General features: G+C 71.5%; 23 protein-coding genes and 1 riboswitch. Of the genes, 6 read left to right on the plus strand and 17 right to left on the minus strand.

The features are described from left to right. Positions 1-45: 45 nt before the first annotated feature. Positions 46-702: a TetR/AcrR family transcriptional regulator gene (locus ACFUN8_RS28585; protein ID WP_383643529.1), complete on the minus strand. Its 657-nt coding sequence runs from the start codon at positions 700-702 to the stop codon at positions 46-48. A 165-nt stretch (positions 703-867) separates the two neighbouring features. Beyond that, positions 868-2,271: a peptidase C39 family protein gene (locus ACFUN8_RS28590; RefSeq protein ID WP_383643532.1), complete on the minus strand. Its 1,404-nt coding sequence runs from the start codon at positions 2,269-2,271 to the stop codon at positions 868-870. Between the two features lie 216 nt (positions 2,272-2,487). Between ACFUN8_RS28590 and ACFUN8_RS28595 the strand changes: the two genes are divergently transcribed. Both ACFUN8_RS28595 and ACFUN8_RS28600 read left to right on the plus strand, forming a co-directional pair. After that, a complete protein-coding gene (locus tag ACFUN8_RS28595) occupies positions 2,488-3,117 on the plus strand; it encodes a uridine kinase (RefSeq protein ID WP_383643535.1) in 630 nt (209 codons plus the stop codon). A gap of 364 nt (positions 3,118-3,481) precedes the next feature. Beyond that, positions 3,482-5,401, plus strand: a complete 1,920-nt coding sequence (locus tag ACFUN8_RS28600; protein ID WP_383643538.1) for an AAA family ATPase — start codon at positions 3,482-3,484, stop codon at positions 5,399-5,401. 111 nt (positions 5,402-5,512) lie between these two features. Here ACFUN8_RS28600 and ACFUN8_RS28605 read toward each other — a convergent pair whose 3' ends face one another. The 10 genes from ACFUN8_RS28605 to ribD form a co-directional block, all read right to left on the minus strand. Further along, complete coding sequence (locus ACFUN8_RS28605; RefSeq protein WP_383643541.1) at positions 5,513-6,622, minus strand: hemolysin family protein; 1,110 nt, start codon at positions 6,620-6,622, stop codon at positions 5,513-5,515. Further along, the gene (locus ACFUN8_RS28610) at positions 6,619-8,061 is read right to left on the minus strand and encodes a hemolysin family protein (RefSeq protein WP_383643544.1); all 1,443 of its coding nucleotides are present in this window, start codon (positions 8,059-8,061) and stop codon (positions 6,619-6,621) included. The genes ACFUN8_RS28605 and ACFUN8_RS28610 overlap by 4 nt, the downstream gene beginning before the upstream one ends. 182 nt (positions 8,062-8,243) lie before the next feature. Continuing rightward, a complete protein-coding gene (locus ACFUN8_RS28615) occupies positions 8,244-8,795 on the minus strand; it encodes a PH domain-containing protein (protein ID WP_383643547.1) in 552 nt (183 codons plus the stop codon). 14 nt (positions 8,796-8,809) lie between these two features. Beyond that, positions 8,810-9,658 carry an ATP phosphoribosyltransferase gene (gene hisG, locus ACFUN8_RS28620; protein WP_383643550.1) on the minus strand — a complete coding sequence of 283 codons (849 nt, stop codon included), beginning with the start codon at positions 9,656-9,658 and terminating at the stop codon, positions 8,810-8,812. A 138-nt stretch (positions 9,659-9,796) separates the two neighbouring features. Then, complete coding sequence (locus ACFUN8_RS28625; RefSeq protein WP_383643553.1) at positions 9,797-10,069, minus strand: phosphoribosyl-ATP diphosphatase; 273 nt, start codon at positions 10,067-10,069, stop codon at positions 9,797-9,799. 34 nt (positions 10,070-10,103) lie between these two features. Then, entirely contained in the window at positions 10,104-10,589 is a 486-nt protein-coding gene (gene ribH / locus ACFUN8_RS28630; RefSeq protein WP_354606992.1) for a 6,7-dimethyl-8-ribityllumazine synthase, read from the minus strand. Between the two features lie 57 nt (positions 10,590-10,646). Next, on the minus strand, positions 10,647-11,939 hold the full coding sequence (locus ACFUN8_RS28635; RefSeq protein WP_383643556.1) for a bifunctional 3,4-dihydroxy-2-butanone-4-phosphate synthase/GTP cyclohydrolase II: 1,293 nt from the start codon (positions 11,937-11,939) through the stop codon (positions 10,647-10,649). Next, positions 11,936-12,604, minus strand: coding sequence for a nicotinamide riboside transporter PnuC (locus ACFUN8_RS28640; protein ID WP_383643559.1), 669 nt, complete (start codon positions 12,602-12,604; stop codon positions 11,936-11,938). The genes ACFUN8_RS28635 and ACFUN8_RS28640 overlap by 4 nt, the downstream gene beginning before the upstream one ends. Next, the gene (locus tag ACFUN8_RS28645; RefSeq protein WP_383643562.1) at positions 12,601-13,254 is read right to left on the minus strand and encodes a riboflavin synthase; all 654 of its coding nucleotides are present in this window, start codon (positions 13,252-13,254) and stop codon (positions 12,601-12,603) included. The genes ACFUN8_RS28640 and ACFUN8_RS28645 overlap by 4 nt, the downstream gene beginning before the upstream one ends. Then, a complete protein-coding gene (gene ribD / locus ACFUN8_RS28650) occupies positions 13,255-14,403 on the minus strand; it encodes a bifunctional diaminohydroxyphosphoribosylaminopyrimidine deaminase/5-amino-6-(5-phosphoribosylamino)uracil reductase RibD (RefSeq protein WP_383643590.1) in 1,149 nt (382 codons plus the stop codon). 173 nt (positions 14,404-14,576) lie between these two features. Further along, a riboswitch (FMN riboswitch) is annotated at positions 14,577-14,707 on the minus strand. A gap of 208 nt (positions 14,708-14,915) precedes the next feature. Here ribD and ACFUN8_RS28655 point away from each other — a divergent pair. Next, positions 14,916-15,662, plus strand: coding sequence for an SDR family oxidoreductase (locus ACFUN8_RS28655; protein ID WP_383643565.1), 747 nt, complete (start codon positions 14,916-14,918; stop codon positions 15,660-15,662). A gap of 102 nt (positions 15,663-15,764) precedes the next feature. Here ACFUN8_RS28655 and ACFUN8_RS28660 read toward each other — a convergent pair whose 3' ends face one another. Next, complete coding sequence (locus ACFUN8_RS28660) at positions 15,765-16,949, minus strand: ROK family transcriptional regulator (RefSeq protein ID WP_383643569.1); 1,185 nt, start codon at positions 16,947-16,949, stop codon at positions 15,765-15,767. A gap of 130 nt (positions 16,950-17,079) precedes the next feature. Here ACFUN8_RS28660 and ACFUN8_RS28665 point away from each other — a divergent pair, with 130 nt between their 5' ends. After that, positions 17,080-18,312: an MFS transporter gene (locus ACFUN8_RS28665; RefSeq protein WP_383643572.1), complete on the plus strand. Its 1,233-nt coding sequence runs from the start codon at positions 17,080-17,082 to the stop codon at positions 18,310-18,312. Between the two features lie 76 nt (positions 18,313-18,388). Here the strand turns inward: ACFUN8_RS28665 and ACFUN8_RS28670 are convergent, their stop codons facing one another. Next, complete coding sequence (locus tag ACFUN8_RS28670) at positions 18,389-19,681, minus strand: alginate lyase family protein (protein ID WP_383643575.1); 1,293 nt, start codon at positions 19,679-19,681, stop codon at positions 18,389-18,391. A gap of 254 nt (positions 19,682-19,935) precedes the next feature. Between ACFUN8_RS28670 and ACFUN8_RS28675 the strand changes: the two genes are divergently transcribed. Further along, on the plus strand, positions 19,936-21,363 hold the full coding sequence (locus tag ACFUN8_RS28675) for a uracil-xanthine permease family protein (protein ID WP_383643578.1): 1,428 nt from the start codon (positions 19,936-19,938) through the stop codon (positions 21,361-21,363). A 52-nt stretch (positions 21,364-21,415) separates the two neighbouring features. Here the strand turns inward: ACFUN8_RS28675 and ACFUN8_RS28680 are convergent, their stop codons facing one another. The 3 genes from ACFUN8_RS28680 to ACFUN8_RS28690 all read right to left on the minus strand — a co-directional run bounded on the left by ACFUN8_RS28680 (position 21,416) and on the right by ACFUN8_RS28690 (position 24,871). Continuing rightward, on the minus strand, positions 21,416-23,137 hold the full coding sequence (locus ACFUN8_RS28680; protein WP_383643581.1) for a flavin monoamine oxidase family protein: 1,722 nt from the start codon (positions 23,135-23,137) through the stop codon (positions 21,416-21,418). Between the two features lie 73 nt (positions 23,138-23,210). Next, on the minus strand, positions 23,211-24,026 hold the full coding sequence (locus ACFUN8_RS28685; RefSeq protein WP_383643584.1) for a carbon-nitrogen hydrolase family protein: 816 nt from the start codon (positions 24,024-24,026) through the stop codon (positions 23,211-23,213). Positions 24,027-24,415: 389 nt separating this feature from the next. Then, positions 24,416-24,871 (minus strand): Lrp/AsnC family transcriptional regulator, encoded by a 456-nt coding sequence (locus ACFUN8_RS28690; RefSeq protein WP_383643593.1) that lies wholly within the window; start codon positions 24,869-24,871, stop codon positions 24,416-24,418. A 324-nt stretch (positions 24,872-25,195) separates the two neighbouring features. On the opposite strand from ACFUN8_RS28690, the gene ACFUN8_RS28695 reads away from it, so the two are divergent. Beyond that, a complete protein-coding gene (locus ACFUN8_RS28695; protein ID WP_383643587.1) occupies positions 25,196-25,573 on the plus strand; it encodes an ATP-binding protein in 378 nt (125 codons plus the stop codon). Positions 25,574-25,699 lie beyond the last annotated feature (126 nt).

Here is a 25,699-nt window from a genome sequence, read left to right on the forward strand (position 1 = left end):
GACGGACCGTGTACGCGGTCCGTCCGGCCCTCGGGTGTGAACGGGTCAGCGGCCGGTGTACGGACGGAAGTCCGGGTCCGGCGGTGGCGCCGGGCACTCCGGGGCGAACTCCTCGATCGTGTCGAACGTGTGCCGCAGCATCCGCACCAGCAGATCGCGCGGGATCTCCCGCGTCAGCTCCTCGCGGTGCTCCAGCCATTCGAGGGTCAGCCACTCGACGCTGCTGAGCCAGCCCAGCAGGGCGAGTCTGGCGATGGGCGGGATGTCCTGGCGGCCGTACGCGCCCTCGGCGACGGTGGAGACCAGTCCCGTACGCACCGCGTCGCGGATCGCCTGCACCTGGGTGTCGAAGCCGACTCCGCCGGTGATGATCGTGCGGTAGGCGGCCTCGTTGAACTCGGCGAACCGGAGGTATGCCTCGACGGTGCGCTGGACCCGCTGGGTGTTCGGCAGGTCGACGCCGCCCGACGCGAGCGAGACCAGCTCCATCACCGAGTCCTCGATGATGGCGAGGTAGTAGCCGCGTTTGTTCTTGAAGTAGTAGTAGATCAGCCCCTTGGCGACACCGGCGTGCTGGGCGATGTCGTCCATCGACAGGGCGTCGTACGACGTGTCGGCGAACAACTTCCGGCCGGTGGCGATGAGTTCGGAGCGGCGCAACTGCGCCCGCTCGCTCTCGCCACGCTGCTGCCTGGTGTTCAAGTCCGCGCTTCCCAGTCTCGGCTGTCACAGGAGATCCGCAGTATTGCAGACCCGCTGTCGGGGGCCGGGCCCGGCCGCGGAGGCCGGTGACGCACGACGCGGGGCGCGGGCGGCGCCGGGGACCTGGTCACTGTCCCCGGCGCCGTCCACGCCCCGCCGGCCGGCTCAGCGCACGCCGACGGCCTCCAGTGCCTTCCGCTGGGCGGCGGTGGGCTCCACGGGCCAGTAGAGGTAACAGACGCCTCCCGTGCCGGAGGCCACGGCGCCGGACGCGTTGTACCGCTTCGTCCGCAGCCAGATGTTCTCCCACTCACGCCGCTTGTAGACCCGCCGTACGGCCGTGTTGCTCGGCGAGGCCGGGTCGTTGGCGATCACGTCGCCGGCGGCCGTGAAGCCGATCACGGTCATCAGATGGCCGGAGGTGCCGTAGCCCGCGCCGGTCAGCTCCTTCTCCAGGAAGGACTGCGAGGTGATGACCGGGATGCCCGCGCGGATCAGCCGCTCGACGTCGGTGAGCGAGCCGAGCCGGGTGACGACGGCGTTCATGTCCCGGTAGCTCGTCGCGTACGCCGCGTTGAACGGCCAGTTGCCGCAGCCGTCGTACTGGTAGTCGAAGGTGTACCGCGCCGCGTGGCAGACCTGGGGATCGGCGAAGTCCGGGTTCACCCAGGCCAGGTCGGCGGCCGAGGGCTTACGGCCCCAGTACTCGATGATCATCTGCGAGGAGGTGGGGCTGCACCAGGCTTCGCCGCCGTTGTCGTACTCCGGGTACTGGCCGATGTGCGTGTTCTGCGAGTAGCGCGGCACGGTCAGCTCGCGCGCCACCTCGTGCCCGGCCGCCGGGACGGTGAACCGGTCCGGGATGTCCGACGCCATCGCGCCGACCCGCCGCACCGTGGGCGTGAGCGTCGTGCCCGGCTTGCGGTAGAGCGTGAGACGGAGCTGGTACGACGCCAGCCGCAGGCCGCTCGCCGGGTCGTCGATGGCGAAGGTGTCGGTCCAGACGGTGCTGCGGTCGTCCGTCTGGTCGTCGACGGACGTACGGCGGATGTCGCCGTCCCCGGCCGCCCAGCGGCCCATCACGTACCAGGGGGTCGCCGCACCGTCGGAGTAGGTGCCGCGCAGCTCGGTCTGGATCCAGGTGCCCGCGGGGGTGTCGGCGTTCCAGGAGGCGATCGCCTCGGTGGCCGGGACCGTGGAGCGGTGGACGGGCGAGGTCCAGGTCGCGTACTCCCAGGTGCTGGTCTTCCCGGTGTGCGGGTCGGCGTAGTCGGTGCTGCCCGCGGGGGTGGCGACGACGAGGCCGGACCGGCTGCCGGAGAGGACCTTGGTGCCGTTGCCCTTGCCGCCGCGCCAGTCGCCCGACGAACTCCAGAAGCGGTTGTCCACGGGAGTGCCCGCCCGGTGGTGGGGGGCCGGCCGGCCGGCGCGGGCGGACGGCGCGGAGGGAGCGGCGGCCATGGCGGGCGCGGCGGCGGAGAGCGCGCCGGCGCCGGCCGCGGCGAGGGCGGTGGCAAGCACCGTCCGGCGCGACGCCGGGCTGTTCCGGGAAGGAGCTGGGTTGTTCATGGGACCCCCGGGTCAGTGGTCTGGTGCGGGTCAGTGGTCTGGTGCACAACAGTTCGTCAACTATCGCGGGTCCCGGACGGCTTCTGCCAGCGATTCGTCCCGCGTCGGCGCACCAATATTGGTCTGTACCAGTGATGCGAACATCGTCCTCCGGATCGACGCGGGCCTCGCACGGCCGCGCGCCCCGTCCCGGCCGCCCGCGCATAGGGTGGCCGGGTGGACGACCTCACCGAAGCCGCCATCGCCCTGCGCGCGCTGCCGCCCTCCTGCGGCCCGGTACGGCTGGTCGCGATCGACGGCCACGCCGGTTCCGGCAAGAGCACCTTCGCCTCGCGGCTCGCCGCCGCGCTCGGCGGGGCGCCCGTGCTGCGGCTGGACGACCTGGCCACGCACGACGCGTTCTTCGACTGGACGCGGCGCCTCGCCGACGAGGTGCTCGGACCGCTCTCGCGCGGTGCGACCGCGCGGTACGCGCCGTACGACTGGACCTCGCGGCGCTTCCGTGCGCCCCGCCCACTGCCCCCGGCGCCGGTCGTCCTCATCGAGGGGGTGGGCGCGGGCCGGGCGGCGGTGCGGCCGTCGCTCGCGCGGCTGTTGTGGATGGACCGGGGCGCCGAGGAGTCCTGGCAGCGGGGCCGCGAGCGCGACGGATCGAGCCTTTCGGCCTTCTGGGACGGCTGGACGCGGGCGGAGACACGCCATTTCGCGGCCGATCCGTCGCGTCCTTTCGCCGAGGTTCTGGTACGTGAGTGGCAGGAGGGATACAAGTGGATGCCCGGAACTCCTGCGATAGCGCCACAGGTTGAACCTGTCACCGACAGTGATGGGACATTCCCTCCGTACTGAGCAGTCGGAAATCAGCCTCGAAGGTGCCTCAACTCGGCTTGACCAAGGGGTGGGACAGGTCTTACGTTCTCAATGTGCGGCTTTTCGGAGCCGCCGCAGACGCGAAGCCCCCGGTTGTTCCCCCGTGATCGGGGGCTTCGTTCTGCCCTCTTCGCCGTCCCCCCGGCGCCGCCCCGCACCCGACGATCACCCTGGGTCACCGGTGCGCGCGGGACGGCTGCGCCCTTAGTCGCGCACCCTCTACGCAGGTACGATGCTTCTCGGTGGGGTCAATTCCCGTCCACGACAAGGTGGTTCAGCACGCTTCTGCCGACGGGCGCCCGCCCGGCGGGACATCACGGGGTCATGGTTTGTGGGGGGCCTGATGGACATCGGCACGCAGGGCGCTCAAGCCCCGGCCGATCTCGCGTGGGTGCGTGCTGTGGATGCCTACACGATGGGGGCGTATCCACAGGCGGAGGAGGAGTTCCGGGAGGCCGTACGGCTCGATCCCGGAATGGCCGACGGCTGGCTCGGGTTGCACGCGCTCCGGGTCGACACCACGACCGCGCTGCTGCACATGTACCGCCACCGCGACCGCTTCGGCGAGCAGCGCTCCCGCCATCGCCGCACCCTCAACTCCTGGTACTGGCTGGGCTGGTGGGTGCAGCCCGTGCTGGAGAGCCGGCGCGATCTGCTGCTCGCGCACGCCTCGCACTGGCTCGACGGCCGGCACGTACCCGAGCTGGACCGGGCGCTCGCCGGGCTGCCGCCCGTGGACGCCGATCCGCACGTGCGCTTCCTGCACGCCTGCCGCGCCTATCTGGTCAAGGACTGGGACCAGTTGGTGCGCCACACCGAATCCCTCGTCAACGACCCGCTGTTGGGCATCGAGGCGGGCCTCTTCGGCGGGATGGCCCGCGTCCGTCTTGAGATGTACGGCCAGGCCGAACCGCTGCTCTCGACCTCCCTGATGCGCTGTCGCAGCGAGCAGCCGCAGCGCAAGGAGCTGCGCTACTGGCTGGCCCGCGCGCACGAGGGGACCGGGCGCAGCGCGGCCGCGCTGCCGCTGTACCGGGCCGTGCACCGTATCGACCCCACCTTCATGGACACCGCGGCCCGGCTCGCGGCGATCACCGACTCCGACGGGTACGACGGGGCGGACGACTCGGCGGGGCTCGCGTCGATCGCGCTGGCCGGCTTCGGCCAGGACACGGTGGACGCGGCGTCCGACGGCGACTTCCCGCAGGGGTCCGACCCGCGGCCGGGAGTCGACGCGCAGTCCCCGTTCGGGGCGGGCGTCCCGGCGAACCCGACGGACGCGGCCGATCCGGCGGACGGGATACGGGAGAAGGCCCGTGTACCGGCGCAGCCCGCTCCCCCGCAGTTCCCCGACCGCCCGACGGATCCGGTCCTTCTCGCCGAGGCGCTGGCGGAGCTGGAGCGGATGGTCGGCCTGGAACCGGTCAAGCGGCAGGTCAAGGCGTTGTCCGCGCAGCTCAACATGGCGCGGTTACGAGCCGGTCAGGGGCTGCCCGTACAGCCGCCCAAGCGTCATTTCGTCTTCTCCGGCCCCTCGGGCACCGGCAAGACAACCGTCGCGCGGATCCTCGGCCGGGTCTTCTACGCGCTCGGCCTGCTCGGCGGCGACCATCTGGTCGAGGCCCAACGGGCCGATCTGGTCGGCGAGTTCCTCGGCCAGACCGCGGTGAAGGCGAACGAGCTGATCGACTCGGCCATCGGCGGCGTGCTGTTCGTCGACGAGGCGTACAGCCTCGCCAACTCCGGTTACAGCAAGGGCGACGCGTACGGCGACGAGGCCCTTCAGGTGCTGCTGAAGCGTGCCGAGGACAACCGGAACCATCTCGTGGTGATATTGGCCGGCTATCCGGAGGGCATGGACCGGCTGCTCGCCACCAACCCCGGGCTCTCGTCCCGCTTCACGACGCGCGTCGACTTCCCCAGCTACCGCCCCCTCGAACTGACCGCGATCGGCGAGGTGTTGGCCGCCGAGAACGACGACGTGTGGGACGACGAGGCGCTGGACGAGCTGCGCAGCATCAGCGGCCATGTGGTCGACCAGGGATGGATCGACGAACTGGGCAACGGCCGCTTCCTGCGCACGCTGTACGAGAAGAGCTGCGCGTACCGCGATCTGCGGCTCTCCGGCTACAGCACCACACCGGGGCGCGCCGATCTGGCCACGCTGCGGCTGCCGGATCTGATGCAGGCGTACGGCGAGGTGCTGTCGGGCCGGGGCCCGGTGGACCGCGGGCGCGGGCCGGTGGATCCGCCGGCCCTCTGACTCTCCGCCCCTCCGGGCTTCTGGGTCTCCGGGCTTCTGGCTCTGCGGGCCGCCGGCTCTGCGGCCGGACCGGCCGGTTCTCGGGCGCCGGACGCCCGAGAACCGGTGCCCTCAGTGCGCGAGGACCTGCTCCGACGGGTCGGGCGGGCCCGACGTACCACCGGTGCGCAGAGGTACCGGCCGTGTCGCCTCCCGGTGGGACGGGTCCCGTACCTCACCGACGAGCATTTCCAGCACGTCCTCCAGCGCGACGAGCCCCAGCACCCGGCCGGACGCGTCGGCGACCTGGGCCAGGTGCGTCGCGGCCCGGCGCATGACGGTGAGGGCGTCGTCCAGCGGCAGTTCGGCCCGCAGGGTCGTCATCGGCCGCCAGACGTGCTGCGGTACGGCGCGCTCCCGCTCCTCCAGATCGAGGACGTCCTTGACGTGCACGTACCCCATGAAGACCCCGGTGTTGTCGGCGCAGACCGGGAAGCGGGAGAAGCCGGTGCGCACGGTCAGCTCCTCGATCTCGCGGGGCGTGACGGCGGGTGTCACCGTCACCAGTCCGGCCCGGGTGAGCAGGACGTCGGTGACCGGCCGAGAGCCGAGTTCCAGGGCGTCCTCCAGCCGCTCCTGCTCCGCCGGTTCGAGGAGCCCGGCCTGGCCGGAGTCCTCGACGAGACGGTTGAGCTGTTCGCTGGTGAAGACGGCCTCCACCTCGTCCTTGGGCTCGACGCCGAAGGCCCGCAGGACCAGCGTGGCGCAGGCGCCGAGGGCGGCGGTGACGGGACGGCAGAGCCGGGCGAAGCCGACGAGGCCGGGGCTGAGCCAGATCGCGGTCTTCTCGGGCGCCGCCATGGCGAGATTCTTCGGGACCATCTCGCCGATGACGAGGTGCAGGAAGACGACCGCGGCGAGGGCGACGAAGAAGCCCAGCGGGTGGATGAGGCCCTCGGGCACATGGGCCGCGTGGAAGACGGGTTCGAGGAGATGCGCCACGGTGGGCTCGGCGACGGCGCCGAGCGTCAGGGAGCAGATGGTGATGCCGAACTGCGCGGCGGCCATCATCTGCGGAAGGTTCTCCAGGCCGTGCAGCACCCGTCGGGCGCGTGCCGATCCCTGGGCGGCCAGTGGTTCGATCTGGCTGCGGCGTACGGAAACGAGCGCGAACTCGGCTCCGACGAAGAATCCGTTGGCGAGGACGAGGAGGACGGCGAAGAGAAGCTGGAGGACGCTCACCGGGCCGCCTCCGCCGTCGCCTGGGCGGGTGCCACCGCGGGTGCCGCAGACGTGGCCGGGGCCGGGGCTGTCGCCGGGGCCTTGAGCGTGGTGGGCCGCCGGACCGGTACGGCCGCCGGGGCCGGGACGTCGCCGGTGCGCACCAGGCGGACCCGCTCGGCCCGGTAGCGCCCGACCTGCCGGACGGAGAGCCGCCAGCCGGGCAGCTCCGCGCGGTCGCCCGGCGCGGGGATGCGTCCCAGCAGATCGGCGACCAGTCCCGCGACCGTCTCGTACGGTCCGTCCGGGACCTCCAGCCCTATCCGCTGGAGGGTGAGGACCCGGCAACTGCCCTCGGCGTCCCAGGTGGGACGGCCGTCGTCGGTGGCGACGGAGGCGAGTTCGGGGCGCCCGTCACCTTCGCTGTCGTGCTCGTCGAGGACCTCGCCGACCAGTTCCTCGATGATGTCCTCAAGGGTGACGACCCCGGCCGTACCGCCGTACTCGTCGACGACCACGGCGATCGGCTGCTCGTTGCGCAGCCGCTCCAGGAGCAGTTGTACGGGCAGTGTCTCGGGGACGAGCTGGGCCTGTACGGCGATCCGGCCGACCGGCGCCCGCTGCCGCTCGTGCGGAGGGACGGCGAGCGCGTCCTTGAGGTGGGCCATGCCGACGATCTCGTCGATGCGCTCGCGGTAGACGGGGAAGCGTGACAGCCCGGTGGCGCGGGTCAGGTTGAGCACGTCGGCCGCGGTGGCGTCCGACTGGAGGGCTATGACCTTCACGCGCGGGGTCATGACGTGCTGCGCGGTGAGGTGCCCGAGGGACAGGGTCCGTACGAACAGATCGGCCGTGTCCTGTTCGAGCGCGCCGGCCAGCGCGGAGTGCCTGGCCAGCGAGACCAGCTCACCGGGCGTACGGGCCGAGGCCAGCTCGTCGGTCGGCTCGACGCCGAACAGCCGCACCAGCCGGTTGGCGACCGTGTTGAGCAGGGTGATGACGGGCCTGAAGACGGTGGCGAACAGATGCTGCGGTCCCGCGACGAAGCGCGCGACCTGCAACGGCCGGGAGACCGCCCAGTTCTTCGGCACGAGTTCGCCGATGACCATCTGGACGGCGGAGGCGAGGAGGACACCGATCACCACGGCGACACCGGACACGGCCCCTTCGGGGAGGCCCGTGGCGGTGAGGGGACCGTCGAGCAGCTGGGCGAGCGCGGGCTCGGCCAGCATGCCGACGACGAGTGAGGTGATGGTGATGCCGAGCTGGGTGCCGGAGAGCTGGAAGGACAGCTCCCGCAGGGCCCGGACGACGGCGCGGGCGCGGCGGTCGCCCGCCGCGGCCGCGCGTTCGGCGTCCGGCCGGTCGACGGTCACGAGACCGAACTCGGCCGCCACGAAGAACCCGTTGGCGAGGATGAGAAGGAATGCCGCGGCGAGCAGCAGAAGGGGGATGGTCATGCCGCCGCCTCTTCGAAGGCGGCGGCGCAGGTACTACCGGATGATCCGTCCATTGCTGGAGGGAGTCACTCCTCGGGTCGCAGGATGCCCCGCGGGCCGGTACTCACGGCCGCCGGATGCGGGGCGGGGCGCACTTGGCGCCTCCGCCCCCAGGGTAGCCACTGGGACGGGCACCGCAATGTTCACGCGGGACCGGTGTCCGTGGCGGGGTCCGTCGTGGCGTCCGTCGTGGCGTCACCGGCGGTGTCCCTACCGGCGCCCGTGGAGTCGTCGTCACCGGTGCCGCGCGACTCCACGAGGGCGCGCAGGGCCCGCGCGTCGCGTACGGCCTTCTGCCTGGCGATACCGGGCTGGATGCCGAGCACGGGCAGGCTGGTGCCGTCGCTCAGGTCGAGGAAGACCCACGGGTCGCCGACCCGCAGATTGACGCGCAGGATCTCCGCCCACTCCAGCCGCCGGACGCGGGTGAGATTGACGACGGTGACGCCCGTGTCGGCGGCGACGACCTTGGGGCGGCTCAGCAGGCAGAGCACGCCGAAGAAGAGCAGCCCGACGAAGATGAAGCTGAGGCGCTCCCCCGCGTTCAGCTTCTCCAGCGTCACTGACATGGCCGTGATGACGCAGAGCATGACCGTCCCGACGGACAGCAGAACGGCGCGGGTGCCGTTCGGCCGGAACGTGACGGGCAGGGCGGGCGGGTCGGGCAGCGCGGAACGGGCGGCCGGCACGGACATCAGGTGTGGTTCCTTCACAGGCGGCAGGCGTGGATGGCCGTGGTGAGGATGGCGCGGGCACCCAGCTCGTACAGATCGTCCATGATCCGCTGCGCCTCCCTGGCCGGGACCATCGCGCGGACGGCGACCCAGCCCTCGTTGTGCAGCGGGGAGATGGTCGGCGACTCCAGGCCGGGCGTCAGGGCGACGGCGCGCTCCAGGTGCTCGGCGCGGCAGTCGTAGTCCATCATCACGTAGGTGCGGGCGACCAGGACGCCCTGGAGGCGGCGCAGGAACTGCTGGACCTTCGGTTCGTCGGCGTCCGCGCCGTTGCGGCGGATGACGATCGCCTCGGACTTCATGATCGGCTCGCCGATGACTTCGAGGCCGGCGTTCCGCATCGAGGTGCCGGTCTCCACCACGTCCGCGATGAGCTGGGCGACGCCCAGCTCGATGGCTGTCTCGACGGCGCCGTCGAGGTGGACGACGGAGGCGTCCACCCCCTTGTCGGCGAGGTACTTGACGACGACGCCTTCGTAGGAGGTGGCGATCGTCAGCCCGGCGAAGTCGGCGACGGACGCGGCCGTGCCGGGCTTCGCCGCGAAGCGGAAGGTGGAGCGGGCGAAGCCGAGCGGCAGGATCTCCTCGGCGCCCGCGCCCGAGTCGAGCAGCAGGTCACGTCCGGTGATGCCGATGTCGAGACGGCCGGAACTCACGTAGATCGCGATGTCGCGCGGGCGGAGGTAGAAGAACTCGACCTCGTTCTCGGGGTCGACCAGGACGAGTTCCTTGGACTCCTTGCGCTGCTGGTAGCCGGCCTCATGGAGCATCGCCGACGCTGCCCCGGAGAGTGAACCCTTGTTGGGGACGGCGATACGCAGCATGGGAGTGGCTTCCTTACCTATGCGTGACAGCGGCGAACGGGGAACGGTGAGCGGCGAACGGTGGACGGGCGGGCTCCGGACGCGGCTGTGCGCCCGGGGCCGTGGAGTCGCGGAGTCGTACGTCGATGAGGGTGGTGCTCAGAGATGGGAGTACACGTCGTCGAGGGAGATCCCGCGCGCGACCATCATCACCTGGACGTGGTACAGCAGCTGCGAGATCTCCTCGGCGGTGGCTTCGGGGCCCTCGTACTCGGCCGCCATCCACACCTCGGCGGCCTCTTCGACGACCTTCTTACCGATGGCATGCACTCCCTTGTCCACCAGTTCGGCGGTGCGGGAGGTGCTGGGGTCGCCCGTGGCGGCCTTCTGCTGAAGCTCGGCGAAGAGCTCCTCGAACGTCTTCTTCGGCATGGTGACGCCTAGCCTACGCGGTCCGGCGGAGCCGTCAGCGCCAGGGTTCGGCGACGGTACGCAGGGTGGCGGCCGTGGCGACGGCGGCGGTGACGGCCTCGTGTCCCTTGTCCTCGCGGGAGCCCTCAAGTCCCGCCCGGTCCAGCGCCTGTTCCTCCGTGTCGCAGGTCAGAACGCCGAACCCGATCGGTACGCCGGTGTCGATCGAGACCTTCGTGAGGCCCTGGGTGACGCCCTGGCACACGTAGTCGAAGTGCGGGGTCCCGCCGCGGATGACGACGCCGAGGGCGACGACGGCGTCGTAGCCGCGGTCGGCGAGGACCTTGGCGACGACGGGCAGCTCGAAGCTGCCGGGGACCCTGAGCAGGGTCGGCTCGTCGATGCCCAGTTCGCGCAGGGCGCGCAGGGCGCCGTCGACGAGTCCGTCCATGACCTTCTCGTGCCACAGGGCCGCGATGACCGCCACCCGCAGGTCGCCGCAGTTGCGGACGGACAGTTCGGGTGCACCCTTGCCGCTCATGTCTCTCCTGTTGTTCCTGTTGGTCCGGTACGTCGATTGCTTCGATGTGGCTGGTGGTTACTGGTTGCCGCAGGCCGACGTGGCCGCCGGGTCGAGCCAGGGCAGTTCGTGCCCCATCCGGTCCCGCTTGGTGCGCAGGTACCGCAGGTTGTGCTCCCCCGCCTGGACGGGCATGGGCTCGCGGGCGATGACCTCAAGGCCGTGCCGCTCCAACGCCTCGACCTTGTCGGGGTTGTTGGTCATCAGCCGCAGGCTGCGCACCCCGAGGTCTTCGAGGATCTGGGCCCCGGCCGCGTAGTCCCGCGCGTCGGCGGGCAGGCCGAGTTCCAGGTTGGCGTCGAGGGTGTCGCGCCCGCGCTCCTGGAGTTCGTACGCGCGCAGCTTGGACAGCAGGCCGATACCGCGTCCCTCGTGGCCGCGCAGATAGACGACGACACCCCGGCCGGCTTCCGTGACGCGCCGCATCGACGCCTGGAGCTGCGGGCCGCAGTCGCAGCGCTGCGAGGAGAAGATGTCGCCGGTCAGGCATTCGGAGTGGACCCGGACGAGTACGTCGGCGCCGTCGCCGATGTCGCCGTGGACGAGGGCGACATGCTCGACGCCGTCGACGGTGGACCGGTAGCCGTACGCGGTGAACTCGCCGTGCGCCGTGGGCAGTTGGACCTCGGCCTCACGGCGGACGGTGGGTTCCGCCGTACGCCGGTACGCGATCAGGTCCTCGATGGAGATGATCGTCAGGCCGTGCTTGCGCGCGAACGGGATCAGCTCCGGCAGCCGGAGCATCACGCCGTCCTCGCCCGCGATCTCGACGATCGCCCCGGCCGGACGCAGCCCCGCGAGGCGCGCCAGGTCGACCGCCGCCTCGGTGTGGCCGTTGCGTACGAGCACCCCGCCCGGCTTGGCGCGCAGTGGGAAGACATGGCCGGGGCGGACGAAGTCGCCGGCCTCGGCGGCGCCGCCGGCGGCGAGCAGGCGCAGTGTGGTGGCGCGGTCGGACGCCGAGATGCCGGTGGTGACACCGTGGGCCGGTCCCGCGTCGACGGAGACGGTGAAGGCGGTGCGCATCGACTCGGTGTTGTGGTCGACCATCTGAGGCAGTTCGAGCCGGTCCAGCTCGGCGCCCTCCATGGGGGCGCAGATCAGTCCGCGGCACTCGCTCATCATGAAGGCGACGATCTCGGGGGTCGCCTTCTCGGCGGCGATCACGAGATCACCCTCGTTCTCGCGGTCCTCGTCGTCGACGACCACGACGGGACGGCCCGCCGCGATGTCCATGATCGCCCGCTCCACGGGGTCGAGGGCGAAGTCCTCGATGTTGTCGGTGGAGTACCAGGTGGGCTGTGCTGTCATGCTGCTGCTCCTTCCAGAGCCGGGGCGGTGACGCGGGTGCGCAGCCACCAGTCGCGCAGTCCCCACAGGACGAGGCCGAGGTAGACGACGTAGACGAAGCCGGAGAAGGCGAGTCCGCTGCTGAAGGCGAGCGGTACGCCGACGAGGTCGACCAGGAGCCAGGCGAACCAGAACTCGACCAGGCCACGCGCCTGGGCGACCATCGCGGCGAGGGTGCCGACGAAGATGTACGCGTCGGGCCAGGGGTTCCAGGACAGGTCGGGTACGGCGGTGAAGAGGCCGCCGACGGCGAGGGTGCCGACTGCTGTGCCGCCGATGAGCAGCCAGCGCTCGGGCCAGGTGGCGAACCGTACGGCGATGGTGCCGTCCTGCGCCTGCTGCCGGCCGCGCTGCCACATCCGCCAGCCCCACAACGCCACACCGATGACGAGGAGTTGCTTGCCGACGCCGCCGCTGAGGTGCGCCGAGGCGTAGGCGGCGACGAGGATGAGGCCGGACAGGAACTGCGCGGGCCAGGTCAGGATCGAGCGCCGCCAGCCGAGCGCGAGGGCGATCAGGCCGATGGAGTTGCCGATCATGTCGGACCAGATGATGTGCTGGCCGAAGGCGGTGAAGACCTCCGCGTTCAGCCAGTCCACGGCCGACCAGGAGGGCAGGGCGCTCATCGGACCGGCCCCTCGGCGTCCGGGGCCGGGCTCTCGGCGCCCGGGGCGAGCCCGTCCGGGGCGGGGAAGGCCAGCAGCCGCTCCACGTACTTGGCGATGACGTCGACCTCCAGGTTGACCGGGTCGCCGGGCTCCTTGATGCCGAGGGTGGTCAGCGCGAGGGTGGTGGGGATGAGGCTGATGGTGAAGTAGTCGGGTCCCGCGTCGACCACCGTGAGGCTGACGCCGTCGACGGTGATGGAGCCCTTCTCGACCACGTAGCGGGTGAGGTCGGCGGGGAGCGAGACCTTGACGATCTCCCAGTGCTCGGACGCCTTGCGGTCCACGACCGTGCCGGTGCCGTCGACATGGCCCTGGACGATGTGCCCGCCGAGCCGGCCGCCGACGGCCATGGGCCGCTCCAGGTTGACCCGTGAGCCGGGTACGAGCGCGCCGAGGCTGGAGCGGTCCAGGGTCTCGGCCATGACGTCGGCGGTGAACTCTCCGTCGGCGAGGTCGACGACGGTGAGGCAGACGCCGTTGACGGCGATCGAGTCGCCGTGCTTGGCGCCTTCGGTGACGGCGGGGCCGCGCAGTCGGAAGCGGGAGGAGTCGCCGAGGTTCTCGACGGCGGTGACCTCACCCAGTTCTTCGACGATTCCGGTGAACACTCAACGCTCCTTGGGAGTTGCAACGGTCGTGGCACTCGCGGTCGCAGCGCTCGCGGGTGTGGCGCTCGCGGGTGTGGCGCGTTCCGGCGTGGCGGTGATGCGCAGATCGGGGCCGACGCGCTCGGTCCCGGTCATCCGCAGGCGCAACGCCCGCGCGATGGTGGTGATTCCGGCGTCGCCCAGGGCGGCCGGGCCGGCGCCCAGCAGGACGGGCGCGAGATAGCCGACGACCTTGTCGACGGCCCCGGCCGCGACGAAGGCCCCGGCCAGCGTCGGACCGCCTTCGAGGAGTACGGAGCGGACGCCGCGCGCGTGCAGTTCGGCGAGCAGCGCGGGGACGGACAGTCCCCGCTCGGCGCGCGGGAGCCGTACGACGTCCACCGGCCCGTCGCCGGGTCCCGCGGCCTTGAGGTGCGTCGTGTCCGCGTCGTCGGCGACGGCGATCAGCGTGGGCGCGGCACCGTCCAGGACGCGTGCTCCCGGCCGTACGGCGGTGGCTTCGGTGTCGACGACGACCCGCAGCGGCTGGACGGCGCCGTCGGCGTCGCGCACCGCGAGGTGCGGGTCGTCGGCGCGCGCGGTGCCCGAGCCGACGACGACGGCGTCGGCCTCGGCGCGGAGCCGGTGGACGTCGGCGCGGGACTCGGCGGAGGTGATCCAGCGGCTGGTGGCGTCGGCCGCCGCGATCCGGCCGTCGAGCGTGGCGGCGTACTTCCACAGGACGTGGGGGCGGCCGAGCCGTACGGAGGTGAGCCAGGCGGCGTTGCCTGCCTCGGCCTCCTCGGCGAGCAACCCCTCCTCGACACGGACGCCGGCCGCCCGCAGGGTGCCGCCGCCCCCGGTGGCCTGCGGGTTCGGGTCGCCGACCGCGTACACGACACGGGCGATCCCGGCCTCGACGAGCGCCTGGGAACAGGGTCCGGTGCGGCCGGTGTGGTCGCACGGTTCGAGGGTGACGTAGGCGGTGCCGCCGCGGGCCCGGTCGCCGGCGGCGCGCAGGGCGTGGATCTCGGCGTGCGGGCCGCCGGCCCGCTGGTGGAATCCCTCGCCGGCCGGCTGTCCCGCGGCGTCGAGGATCACGCATCCGACAACCGGATTGGGGCTGGTGGCGCCGAGCGCGCGGGCGGCGAGCGCGATGGCTCGACGCATGGCGTCGGTGTCGGCCGTGGTGGTGGCCACCGGGTCCTCCTGCCTCTGGGGCACGGACTCCGGGGCCTGTCGATGACGACAGAGAAACGGGAAACGCACACGGGAACGCCGAGGCCGAGAACACGAATCGTCCGAGGACGATCCGCCGACGACGGCGTACCGATGACGGCCCGCCGCGCACTGCCTCCCATCCGGACTTTCACCGTCGGTCCAGGAGTTTCACCTGGTCAACCGGCCGCTGGAAGCGGTCGGGTCGCGGACTGTAACCGCCGGTTCGGAATTGCACCGACCCCGGAGTGCGCTGCTGCTGGTACGGAACCAGTGTGCCACGCCTGATCGTCGGCCATCCAGGCCCACTGTGTGCGCTGGCTCACAGACGGTGGCCGGGTGGCGGCCCGGCGAGGGTTCCGGTTGGGGTTCCGGATGCCGTTCGGACGCGTTTTCGGCGCCCGGCGGGCGTGGGCCCGCACCCTGTCGTCCCGCGGTGGGTCACACGCTGGCAGGCTTGGGCCATGGCAACCATCCTCGTGACCGGTGGTACGGGCACACTCGGCAGACAGGTCGTGGACCGGCTGCGCACGGACGAGCACAACGTCCGGGTGCTGAGCCGCAGTTCACAGCCGTACGCCGTTGATCTGCGCGACGACGACAGCAGGGGTCTCGACGAGGCGTTGAAGGGGGTGGACGTGGTCGTCCACTGCGCGTCCTCGCCGCGCGGGGGTGACGACAGGGCGGCGGCGCATCTGGTGGAGTCGGCCGTACGCGCGAAGATTCCGCATCTCGTCTATGTCTCGATCGTCGGGGTCGACCGATTGCCGCTCGGTTACCACCGGACGAAGAGGATCGTCGAGCGGATGGTCGAGGATTCGGGGCTCGGCTGGACGATTCTGCGCACGACCCAGTTCCACGATCATGTGCTGCGGATGCTGGAGGGCGCGACGAAACTGCCGGTCGCGGCCCTGCTGCCCGCGGAGGTGAGCCTCCAGCCGGTCGGCTCGGCGGAGGTGGCGTCCCGGCTGGCCGACCTGGCCACGCGCCCGCCGTCGGGCCGGGTTCCCGACCTCGGCGGTCCCGAGGTCCGGACCGTGCGGGACCTGGCCGACGCCTATCTGCGGGCGACCGGCCACAAGCGGCGGCTGCTGGCGATGCCGCTGTTCGGGAAGGCGTACGCGGGCTACCGCCGGGGCGATCAGCTGACGCCCGAACGGGCGGTGGGCAAGGAGACGTTCGAAGATTTCCTGGCCACCCGGAAGGTGTGACGGCGGGGCGGGCGGGGCGGGCGGGGCGCGGACAGAGTTCATGAAGACAGAGTTCATGAACATGTGACACGGCCGCCGGCCGAGGCCGCACCGGACCGGGTGTCAGACCGGCGGTGCGAAGAGGTCGTTCTGGGCCGCGTCCCGGGCCGTCAGCAGCGCTCCCCGCAGCACCGCCGCGCCGCCCAGCGGGCTCGCCACGACCTCCGTACGGAGGGGGGACATCTCCGCCAGGCGGGCCTCGACACGGGAGGCCAGTGCCGTACCGCCCGCGTGACCGACCTCGCCGCCCAGGACCACCCGTCCCGGGTCGAGTACGGCGCTGATGGCGGCCGCGCCGACCGCGAGGCGACCGGCGAGGGCGTCGAGGAAGGCGTCGCCCGTCGCGCCCGCCGTGAGGGCGGCGCGTACGACGGCCGCCGCGGGTGGCTCCTGGGGGCCGGCCTCGGCGAACAGGCCGTGCCGTTCGGCGAGTTCGCAGATGGCCGCCGAGCCGGCGAGCGTGTGGAACCCGCCGTCGCAGGCGGTCGCCGAGGGCAGCCCCGAGGTTCCGGGCACCGGCAGGAAGCCGATCTCGCCGGCGCCGCCCGAGGCGCCTCGCCGGACCTTGCCGTCCAGGACGAGCGCGGCGCCCACGCCGAGGCCCAGCCACAGCAGGACGAAGGTGCTCGGGCCCTGGTCGCGGGCGGCGCCGACGCGCTGTTCGGCGACGGCGGCGAGATTGGTCTCGTTCTCGACGAGGACGGTGGCGGGCAGCCGTTCCTGGAGCGCGGCGACAAGTCTTCGGTGCCAGGCGGGCACTCCGCTGGTCTCGCGGAGTTCGCCGGTCACCGGGTCGATCAGGCCGGGCGCGCCGATGCCGACGCTGTGCAGGCGTACGGCGCCGGCCTCGTGGGCCGTGCGCTCCAGCAGGGCCGCCGCGCCCTCGACGGCCGGTTCGACGCCGGTGTCGCTGCCGATGGGCAGCACCGCCTCGGCGAGCGTCGCCCCGAGGAGGTCGCTGACGACGACGGCGACGCTCTGCGTCCGTACGTCGAGCGCCGCGAGGTGCGCCCGGTCGGCGACCAGCCCGTACAGCCGCGCGTTGGGCCCGCGGCGCGCGCCCCCCGTCTCGCCGACGATCCTGACCAGGCCGGAGTCCTGCAGCCGCTCCACGAGGTCGGCGACCGTGGGCCGGGAGAGCCCGGTGAGTGTCTTGAGCTGTCCCGCCGTCAACGGGCCTTCTTCCTGGAGCAGTTCCAGGGCGAGGCGGTCGTTGATGGCCCGTGCCGTGCTCGGGGATGCGGCCATGCCTGGATCCTTCCAGATGTCCGCGATCTCTTGCGGAGAGTGCCATCTATTTAACATGCAGGGTTCCTGATAGTTTACTGCCGCACTGTTGGACCGGCGTCACCGCGCCGCACGGGGAGGACGAGACGCAATGCCGACTGGACCACCGGTCTTCGACAAACAACGACTGCGCCAGGCACGGTTCGCCGTGGCCGCCGCCTTCTGTGTGCACGGCTCCGTCACCGGCAGTTTCGCGACCCGTATCCCCTGGATCCAGGACCACGCGTCGCTGAGCGCCGGGCAGTTGGGACTCGCGCTCGCCTTCCCCGCCATCGGCGCCTCGGTCGCGATGCCGCTGGCCGGCGCGATCAGCCACCGCTTCGGCGCGCGTACGGCGCTGCGCGGGCTGCTGGCCCTGTGGACGCTCTCCCTCACGCTGCCCGCGCTCGCCCCCAATCTGCTGACGCTGTGTCTGGCGCTCTTCGTGTACGGCGCCACCTCGGGCATGGCGGACGTGGCGATGAACGCGCTCGGCGTGGAGATCGAGAACCGGCTCGACAAGTCGATCATGTCCAGCCTGCACGGCATGTGGAGCGCGGGCGCGCTGATCGGCTCGGCCGGCGGCACGCTCGCGGCCCATATGGACAGTGACGCACGGGTGCACCATCTGATCGCGGCCACCGTGCTCACGATCGCGGGCATGATCGCCTGCCGCTGGGTGCTCGACCTGCGCAGCGCGCCGGACGACGAGCCACCGCCACGCTTCGCACTCCCGCCGAGGTCCGCGCTGCTCATCGGCGCGGTCGGCTTCTGCGCGGTCTTCGCCGAAGGCGCCAGTCTCGACTGGTCGGCGGTGTATCTGGAGGACGTACTGGACACATCGCCCGGTCTCGCCGCCGCGTCCACCACGGCCTTCGCGCTCACCATGGCGATAGCGCGGCTGCTCGGCGACCGGGTCGTCGACCGCTTCGGCGCGGTGCGGTGCGTCAGGGTGGGCGGCCTCTTCGCCACCCTCGGCGGCGTGCTGGTGGTCCTCGCGCCGAATCCGGTGGTCGCGATGGGCGGGTTCGCCTTCGTCGGGCTGGGTGTGGCGGTGGTCGTACCGCTGGCCTTCGCCGCCGCCGGGCGCAGCGGGCCCAACCCGAGCCAGGCCATCGCGGGCGTCGCGACCATCACGTACACGTCGGGGCTGATCGCCCCCTCGGCGATCGGCGCGGTGGCCGACGCGACGTCACTGGTGACCTCGTTCGGCCTGGTGACCCTGCTGGCGTTCGGCCTGGTGCTGGGCGCGAGCGTGCTGAAGACCGGGGACCGGCGTCCGGCTCCGGCGGCGGGGGCGGGGGCGGGGGCGCCGAAGCCCGCGCCGTCCGTGCCCAACGACTGACGGGCCCCGAGTCCGCGGCCAGACCGCCGGACGGGTCGCGGACACGACCCGCGCCCCGTCCGGCGTACCGATGCGCTCAGGGCGCGATCGAGTCGAGCTGTTCCGCGGCCGGCCGCAGCGCCCAGAGGTCGCCCAGGGGCGGCTCCTCCAGCCGGGGCACGGCGGCCTTCGCCTTCTTGTTTCCGGCGTCGGCCGCCGCGTGGACGATGTCGCTCGCCGCGTACCGGTCGAACTCCAGCTCCGGGTGCGGCCACGGGGCACTGCCGGTCGCGGCCGGCAGCAGATACTCGACGGCCTTGAACAGGCTCTGGCCGTCCGGCCCCTTGTGGTCCCAGAGGTTGACGCCGACGTGCTTGCCTATGTCGGCGAGCCGGGTGTAGGCGACCAGCGCGAACGTCGTGTAGTGATAACTGCGGGTGCGGGCCAGCTCCTGAGGCTGGGTGCCGTCGCCCTTGATCTGCGTGTCGATCCGCTTCGCCCGCGCGTCCTTGACGACCTTGCGGGCGAGCGCCTTGTCGCCGGTGGCGAGCGCGAGACCGGCGACCTGCATGTCCATGAAGGTGCCGTGGTTGTTCTGGGCCGCCGACTCCTCCTTGCCGAAGGGGGAGTCGACCAGCCAGTCGAGGAAGTCCTCGTTCCAGGCCCGCATGGCGGTCCGGTCGGCCTTGGTCCAGCCCGGAGCGCCGGTCTCCAGGATCGCGAGCGCGTCGAGGACGCTGGTGTACTGCTGCGAGAAGTCGATGATCCCGATCGCCCGGCCGTCGTACTTGCACGGGATGAACTGCCCGTGGTTCAGGTTCGGGTTCATGCGCGTCGCGGGATCGACGAACCAGGTGCGCAGGATCTTGGCCGCGTGCTCCGCGTACTTCTTCTCTCCCGTGTAGTACCAGGCGAGGCTGAGGCTGGTGGTGGAGTTGAAGACCTTCCCGATGTCGGGGCGGTCAGTGCCCGTGTCGACCTCGGGATTGCGCTCGCCGTCGCGCTGGACGTACGGGCAACCCCAGGGATTCTCCTCGGTCTTGGGCTGCGACGGCCACCAGTACGGGGCCTGGCTGAGGTAGTCGTGCGGATCGCCGCTGGGCGCCGGCTTGGGTTTGTCGGTGACGGTCCAGGGGCCCTGGTTCAGATACGTGTCCGCGGTGGCGGTCAGTCGGCCCACCGACTCGCGCAGTGCGGGGTCGCCCCGGTCGAGCCGGGCCTTGGCGTCCCGCATGCGCTGCCCGTCGATGACGACCGTGGCGGGCGCCTTACGGGCGTTGCCGTGCCGGGCCTCGCCGGCGGACGAGGACGTCGCGGGTACGAGGACGGCGGCCAGGGCCGCCGAGACGGCGAGCAAGGCGCCGAGGCGCCGTGGGGTTCTGCTCCTCATCGAGCACTCCCATCATGTATGTGAATGATGTTCATGAACAAGACCATGCGAGCTGCGAGCGTAGAGGTACCCGGCTCCAACGGACAATGGTCCGGACGTGATTCAGGTGGCAGAACCTCCGGGGGAGGCGGCCGAAGACCGGCCGCCGGCAGGCAATAGCATGACCTGATCTTTTCGGCCGGTATTCGTTCGGCCCTGTTCGGCCCCGCGTCGGCCTTGCGTCGGCCCTGTATTCGGAAGTGGAGCCACCCCTCATGAAGCTCGGTGTGCGCTGGACCCTGCACGGTGACGGGCGCACGCCGGCGCCCGGCGCCGTCGTACGCCCCGACGAACGGCTCTCCTGGCCCCGTACGGCCGGACTCGGCGCCCAGCACGTGGTGGCGATGTTCGGCGCGTCGTTCGTCGCGCCCGTCCTGATGGGCCTCGACCCCAACCTCGCGATCATGATGTCCGGCGTCGCGACGGTCATCTTCCTGCTGGCCACACGCGGCCAGGTGCCGAGCTATCTCGGCTGCTCGCTCTCCTTCGTGGGGGTCGCCGCCACCGTCCGGGCGTCGGGCGGCGACAGCGCCACCGTCACCGGCGCGGTCTTCGTCGTCGCCGTCGTGCTCTTCCTCGCGGGGCTCGCGGTGCGGCGTTTCGGCGCCCGGATCATCCACGCCGCGATGCCGCCCGTCGTGACGGGCGCGGTCGTGATGCTCATCGGGTTCAATCTGGCACCGGTCTCCGCCAAGACGTACTGGCCGCAGGACCAGTGGACCGCGCTGCTGGTGATGGTGGTCACCGCGCTGGCCGTGGTCTGTCTGCGCGGCTTCTGGTCACGTATCGCGATCTTCCTCGGTCTGCTCTTCGGTTACGGCATCTCCTGGGTCCTCGACCGGGTCTTCGGCAAGATCCACTCCCCCGCGGGCGGCGCCGAGTCCGTGGACCACTGGCGTCTCGACCTGTCCCTGGTGGGCAAGGCCGACTGGATAGGTCTGCCCGACTTCCACGCGCCGAGCTTCGAGTGGTCGGCGATCCTGGTCGCGCTGCCGGTCGTGATCGCGCTCATCGCGGAGAACGCCGGGCATGTGAAGGCCGTCGGCGAGATGACCGGCAACTCGCTCGACGGAAAGCTGGGCACGGCGATCGCCGCCGACGGCGCCGCTTCGATGCTCTCCACCGCCGTCGGCGGGCCGCCCAACACCACGTACTCCGAGAACATCGGCGTGATGGCGGCAACGCGCGTGTACTCGACCGCGGCGTACTGGGCCGCCGCCGGTTTCGCCCTGCTCTTCGGCCTCTGCCCGAAGTTCGGCGCCGTCGTGGCCGCGATCCCCGGCGGTGTGCTGGGCGGGATCACCGTGATCCTCTACGGCATGATCGGCCTGCTCGGCGCGCAGATCTGGATCAACGCCGGGGTGGATCTGCGCAATCCGCTGAATCTGGTACCGGCGGCCGCGGGCATCATCATCGGTGTCGGCGGCGTCAGCCTGAAGTTCACCGACAGCTTCGAACTCAGCGGAATCGCCCTCGGCACGCTCGTCGTCATCGTCGGCTACCACGTGCTGCGTGCCTTCGCCCCGCCGCATCTGAAGGGCGACGGACCGCTGCTCGACGCCGGCACGTCCACGTACGACGAGGGCGACGGTGCTGGCTACGGCGCCGCCGACGGTGCCGGCGACGGCGGCAAGGAGCGCTGAACGGGCCGGGCCGCGGCCCGTACCACCCGTACCGCTCAGTCCTCCGGCAGTCTCAGTCCTCCGGCAGTTCCACCGGCGCGATCTCGTCGTACACGTCCCCCGGCCCCGGGTTCGTCGCGTCCGTGGCGCCGCCGAAGTGGGTCAGCACGCCCCACACGGCGTTGAGCGCGGTCTGTACGGCACCCTCCGCCCACCCCGCCGTCCACGAGATGTCGTCACCCGCCAGAAAGATCCCGCGCTTGTCGGCGGGCAGCCGGTCCTGCATGAAGTGGGTGAACAGGCGGCGCTGGTAGCGGTAGTGACCCGGCAGGTTCGCCTTGAACGCGCCCATGAAATAGGGCTCGTTCTCCCAGGACACCGTCACCGGGCTGCCGATGACGTGCTCGCGGATGTCCACCTTCGGATAGATCTCGCCGAGCGACTTCAGCATGACCTCCATCCGCTCGTTCGCCGACAGCGGCAGCCACTTCAGACTGTCGTCGCACCAGGTGTAGGAGAGACAGATGACGGCCGGCTTGTCGGGCCCGTTGTCCAGGAGGTAGGTGCCGCGCGTCATCCGGTCGGTGAGCGTCATCGACATCGTGTCGCGGCCGGTCGGCTCGCCCCGGTCGTCGACGGCCTTGTCCAGCCAGAACGGCCGGTCCACCGGCACGAACAGCTTCGACGACTCCATGTAGTGGGTGCGCTCCATCGCCGTCCAGTGGTCGATGGGGAAGAGCGAATCGGCGCAGTCGATCTTCGAGAGCAGCAGCCAGGACTGCGCGGTGAAGACGGCGGCGCGGTAGGTGCGGATGTCCCCCGAGGCGTCGGTGACGGTGATCCTGTCACCCGCCGTGCGGTGCAGCCGGGTCACGGCGCCGCGCGGCTCGCCGCCGTGCAGGGAGGAGAGCGAGGTGCCGAGCGGCCAGTGCGTGATCTTGGCGGGCTCGCGGTCCCAGAGGCGCAGCGGCAGTTGCTGGCTGCCGCCGACGATGCCGCGGTGGTGGTCGTCCGCCTCGGAGTAGACGACGCGCAGGATCTCCAGGATGGAGTTGGGGAAGTCGGTGTCCCAGCCGCCGGTACCGAAGCCGACCTGGCCGAAGATCTCCCGGTGCCGGAAGGACTTGAAGGCGTCGGAGTCGCAGAGGAAACCGTAGAAGGTCTGGTTGTCGAGCTTCTCCACCAGCCGCGCCCAGATCTCCCGGATGCGCGGCACGTCGCGCTCGCGCATGGCGCGGTTCATGTCGGAGAAGTCGGCGCCCTCCTCCAGACAGGTGTTCCAGGCGGCCATGACATCGCGGTAGACCTGCGGCAGATCGTCGATCGTCTCGGCGTAGTGCGACTCGCCCTTGAGGTCCACGACGGTCGAAGGGGTGCCGGGGGCGAGGGGGTTGGGGAACGGCTCGGTGACCAGGCCCACCAGGTCGATGTAGTGCTGGAGCGCGGTGGACGACGGCGGGAAGCGCATCGCGCCCATCTCGGCGGTCAGTTCGGGATCGCAGCCGTCGAAGCCGACGGTGCGCAGCCGGCCGCCGATCCGGTCGGCCTCGTACACGACCGGCCGCAGGCCCATCTTCATCAGCTCGTACGCGGCGACGATGCCGGAGAGGCCCCCGCCGATGACCGCGACCTCGGCGCCGTGCTCGGTGGCCGGGATCTGGCCGAGGCCGGCGGGGTGGGCGAGATAGTCGTCGTAGGCGTACGGGAAGTCCGGACCGAACATGGTGATCGGCGGCAGGCCGGGCACCGGCTGGGCCTCGGGGTGCTGGACGGAGGTGGGCACCGTGGACGTCATGGGGTACGGACTCCTTGCGGGGCAGGCGTGAGCGGCGGGGGCCGGGGTGCGGGGGGGTGGGAGGGCGGTGCGGTCAGTGCAGCGAGCCGTACAGGCCGGGGCGCCGGTCGCGCAGATACGGGTTGGCGGCGCGGGAGGCCCGTAGCAGCTCGGGGTCGACGTCCCCGAACAGCAGCTCGTCGCCCCGTCCGGCCCGCGCCCGCGTGGTGCCGTCCGGCCCGGCCAGACAGCTCAGCCCGACGAACTCGAACGCGGACGCGCCCTCACCCTCCGGCCCGGTCCGGTTCACGTACGCCACGTACAGCTGGTTCTCGAAGGCGCGCACCGGAACGACCGATTCGGCGACGAACTGGAAGGGGTGCATCTGCGCGGTGGGCACCAGCAGCAGATCGGTCCCGGCGAGCGCGTGGGCGCGTACGTTCTCCGGGAACTCGACGTCGTAGCAGATCATGATCCCGACCCGCAGGCCGCCGAGTTCGGCCTGCACGACCGGGATGTCGCCCGGCGTGAACCACTCCTGCTCGAAGCCGCCGAATAGATGGGTCTTGCGGTAGTTGGCGAGGGACGAGCCGTCCGGGCCGATGAGCTGCGCGGAGTTGTGGACGCGCGCGCCGTCGGCCGCCCGCTCCGGGTAGCCGTACAGCACCGCGAGGCCGTGCTCCTCCGCGATACGGGCCACGGCCTCGGCGGCCGGGCCGTCAGCGGGTTCGGCCAGCCGGGACACGTCGGCGCCGATCGCGTAGCCGGTGAGGAACATCTCGGGACAGACCAGCAGCCCCGCCCCGCCGTCCGCCGCCGCTCGGGCCGCGCTCGCGACGGCCTCAAGATTCCGCACGGCGTCGCCGGGCCGGCCGGAGCTCTGTAGCAGGGCGATACGCGACGACGGCATGGCGGACCTCGGGAAGTCATGTGTGCGGGGGGACGTCTCGACGGTACGGCTCCGGCTTCCGCCGCGACAAGGCGCCTCTGTTGCGTGTGGGCGGGGTATTCGTTGCGTGTTCGGGCCCGGAAACGGCGATTCGTTGCGCCGCTGGTCCTAGGGGGTTCTCCGCCGTACGGCGGAGTGGATGGGGGACCGTGGTCCGACGCCCCGGAGGGGCCCCGTGCGGGAGGGTGATGTCGCCCGGGAAGAACCGGGCGCAGCACAACGGCAGCGGAGCGAGCGAGCGGCGCACCGTGACAGCCGGGGCTCCCGCACAGGGGACGGGAGCCCCGGCGCCGTAGCGCGAGAGTCGCGGCGCCGTACCGCGAGGGCCCCCGGCGCCGTAGCGGTCCGCGTCAGCCGGGCGCGCCCGACGAGAAGCGCCTGAGCAGCGGCGAGAGCACCAGTACCGACTTCGTACGCTCCACGTACGGCTCCCCCGCGATCAGTTCGAGCACCCGCTCGAAGTGGCGCATGTCGGAGGCGAAGACCTGGACCACGGCGTCGGCGTCGCCCGTGACGGTCGACGCGGACACCACCTCCGGGTAGCGCGACAGACCGCGCCGGATGTCCTCGGGCGAGGTCTTGTGCCGGCAGTAGATCTCGACGAACCCCTCGGTCTCCCAGCCGAGCGCGGCCGGGTCCACCCGTACGGTGAAGCCGGTGATGGCGCCTTCGGCGCGCAGCCGGTCGACGCGCCGCTTGACGGCGGGCGCCGAGAGGCCGACCTCGGAGCCGATGTCCGCGAAGGAACGGCGGGCGTCCTGGGCGAGGGCGTGCACGATGCGTTCGTCGAGCTTGTTCAGTCGCACTGCGGGCGGATCACTTCTCTGCGGGTGGTGGTTCTGCCGTGGCCGGCCGAGGGGGCGGCGCGCCCCGTATCCGAAGTAGACCACGGGGCCGAGGGCCCCACCCATGATCGTGTACGGGCGGTGGGCGGCCGTCGCCATGGCCGGACAGCCGCGCGTCCGGCACGAACCGATGTCCGGCACGAACCGATCGCGGATGGAGTACCCCCATTCGTGGTATCGGCCGGGTACCGTATTTCCGTCCGGCCGGGCAGCGCCCCGGGACGGGGCTTGATGGATGGCCGGAAACGGGGTAAGCGAGCGATTGAGATGAAAGAGCCGCACAGGGTGATCGTCGAATCACCGCACCGGGACACCGCGTCCGCCCGCCAGGCCGCCGCCGACTTCCTTACGCAGCACTGCCCTTGGGCCGACCTGGACGCGGTGCTCCTCGTCGTGTCCGAACTCGTCTCGAACGCCGTCCGGCACACCTCGGGCTGGTGGCGGCTCCATCTCACGGCCGCGCAGGAGTCGTTGGTGGTGGAGATCGACGATTCGAGCCCCCGGATGCCGGTGCCGCGCGATCCCGACTTCGGTGGCGGTGGCGGATTCGGCTGGCACATGGTGACGAGGCTGGCGACCCGCGTGGAGATCCGGCTGCTGCCCGAGGGCAAGCGGGTGCAGGCGATCTGGGAACGCCCGGCGACTCCGGCGCGGGCCTGCTGAGCCGGGTCCGCCGAACCGGTCCGCTGACGCAAGCTGATGAAGCCGGGTCCGCCGAGCTGTCCGGCGCTGCCGACCAACTGCCACCCACCCGTACGTATGGCGGCGGGGAAGCCCCAAGTCTTGGGG

Source organism: Streptomyces sp. NPDC057307, assembly GCF_042667665.1.
Lineage (GTDB): Bacteria > Actinomycetota > Actinomycetes > Streptomycetales > Streptomycetaceae > Streptomyces.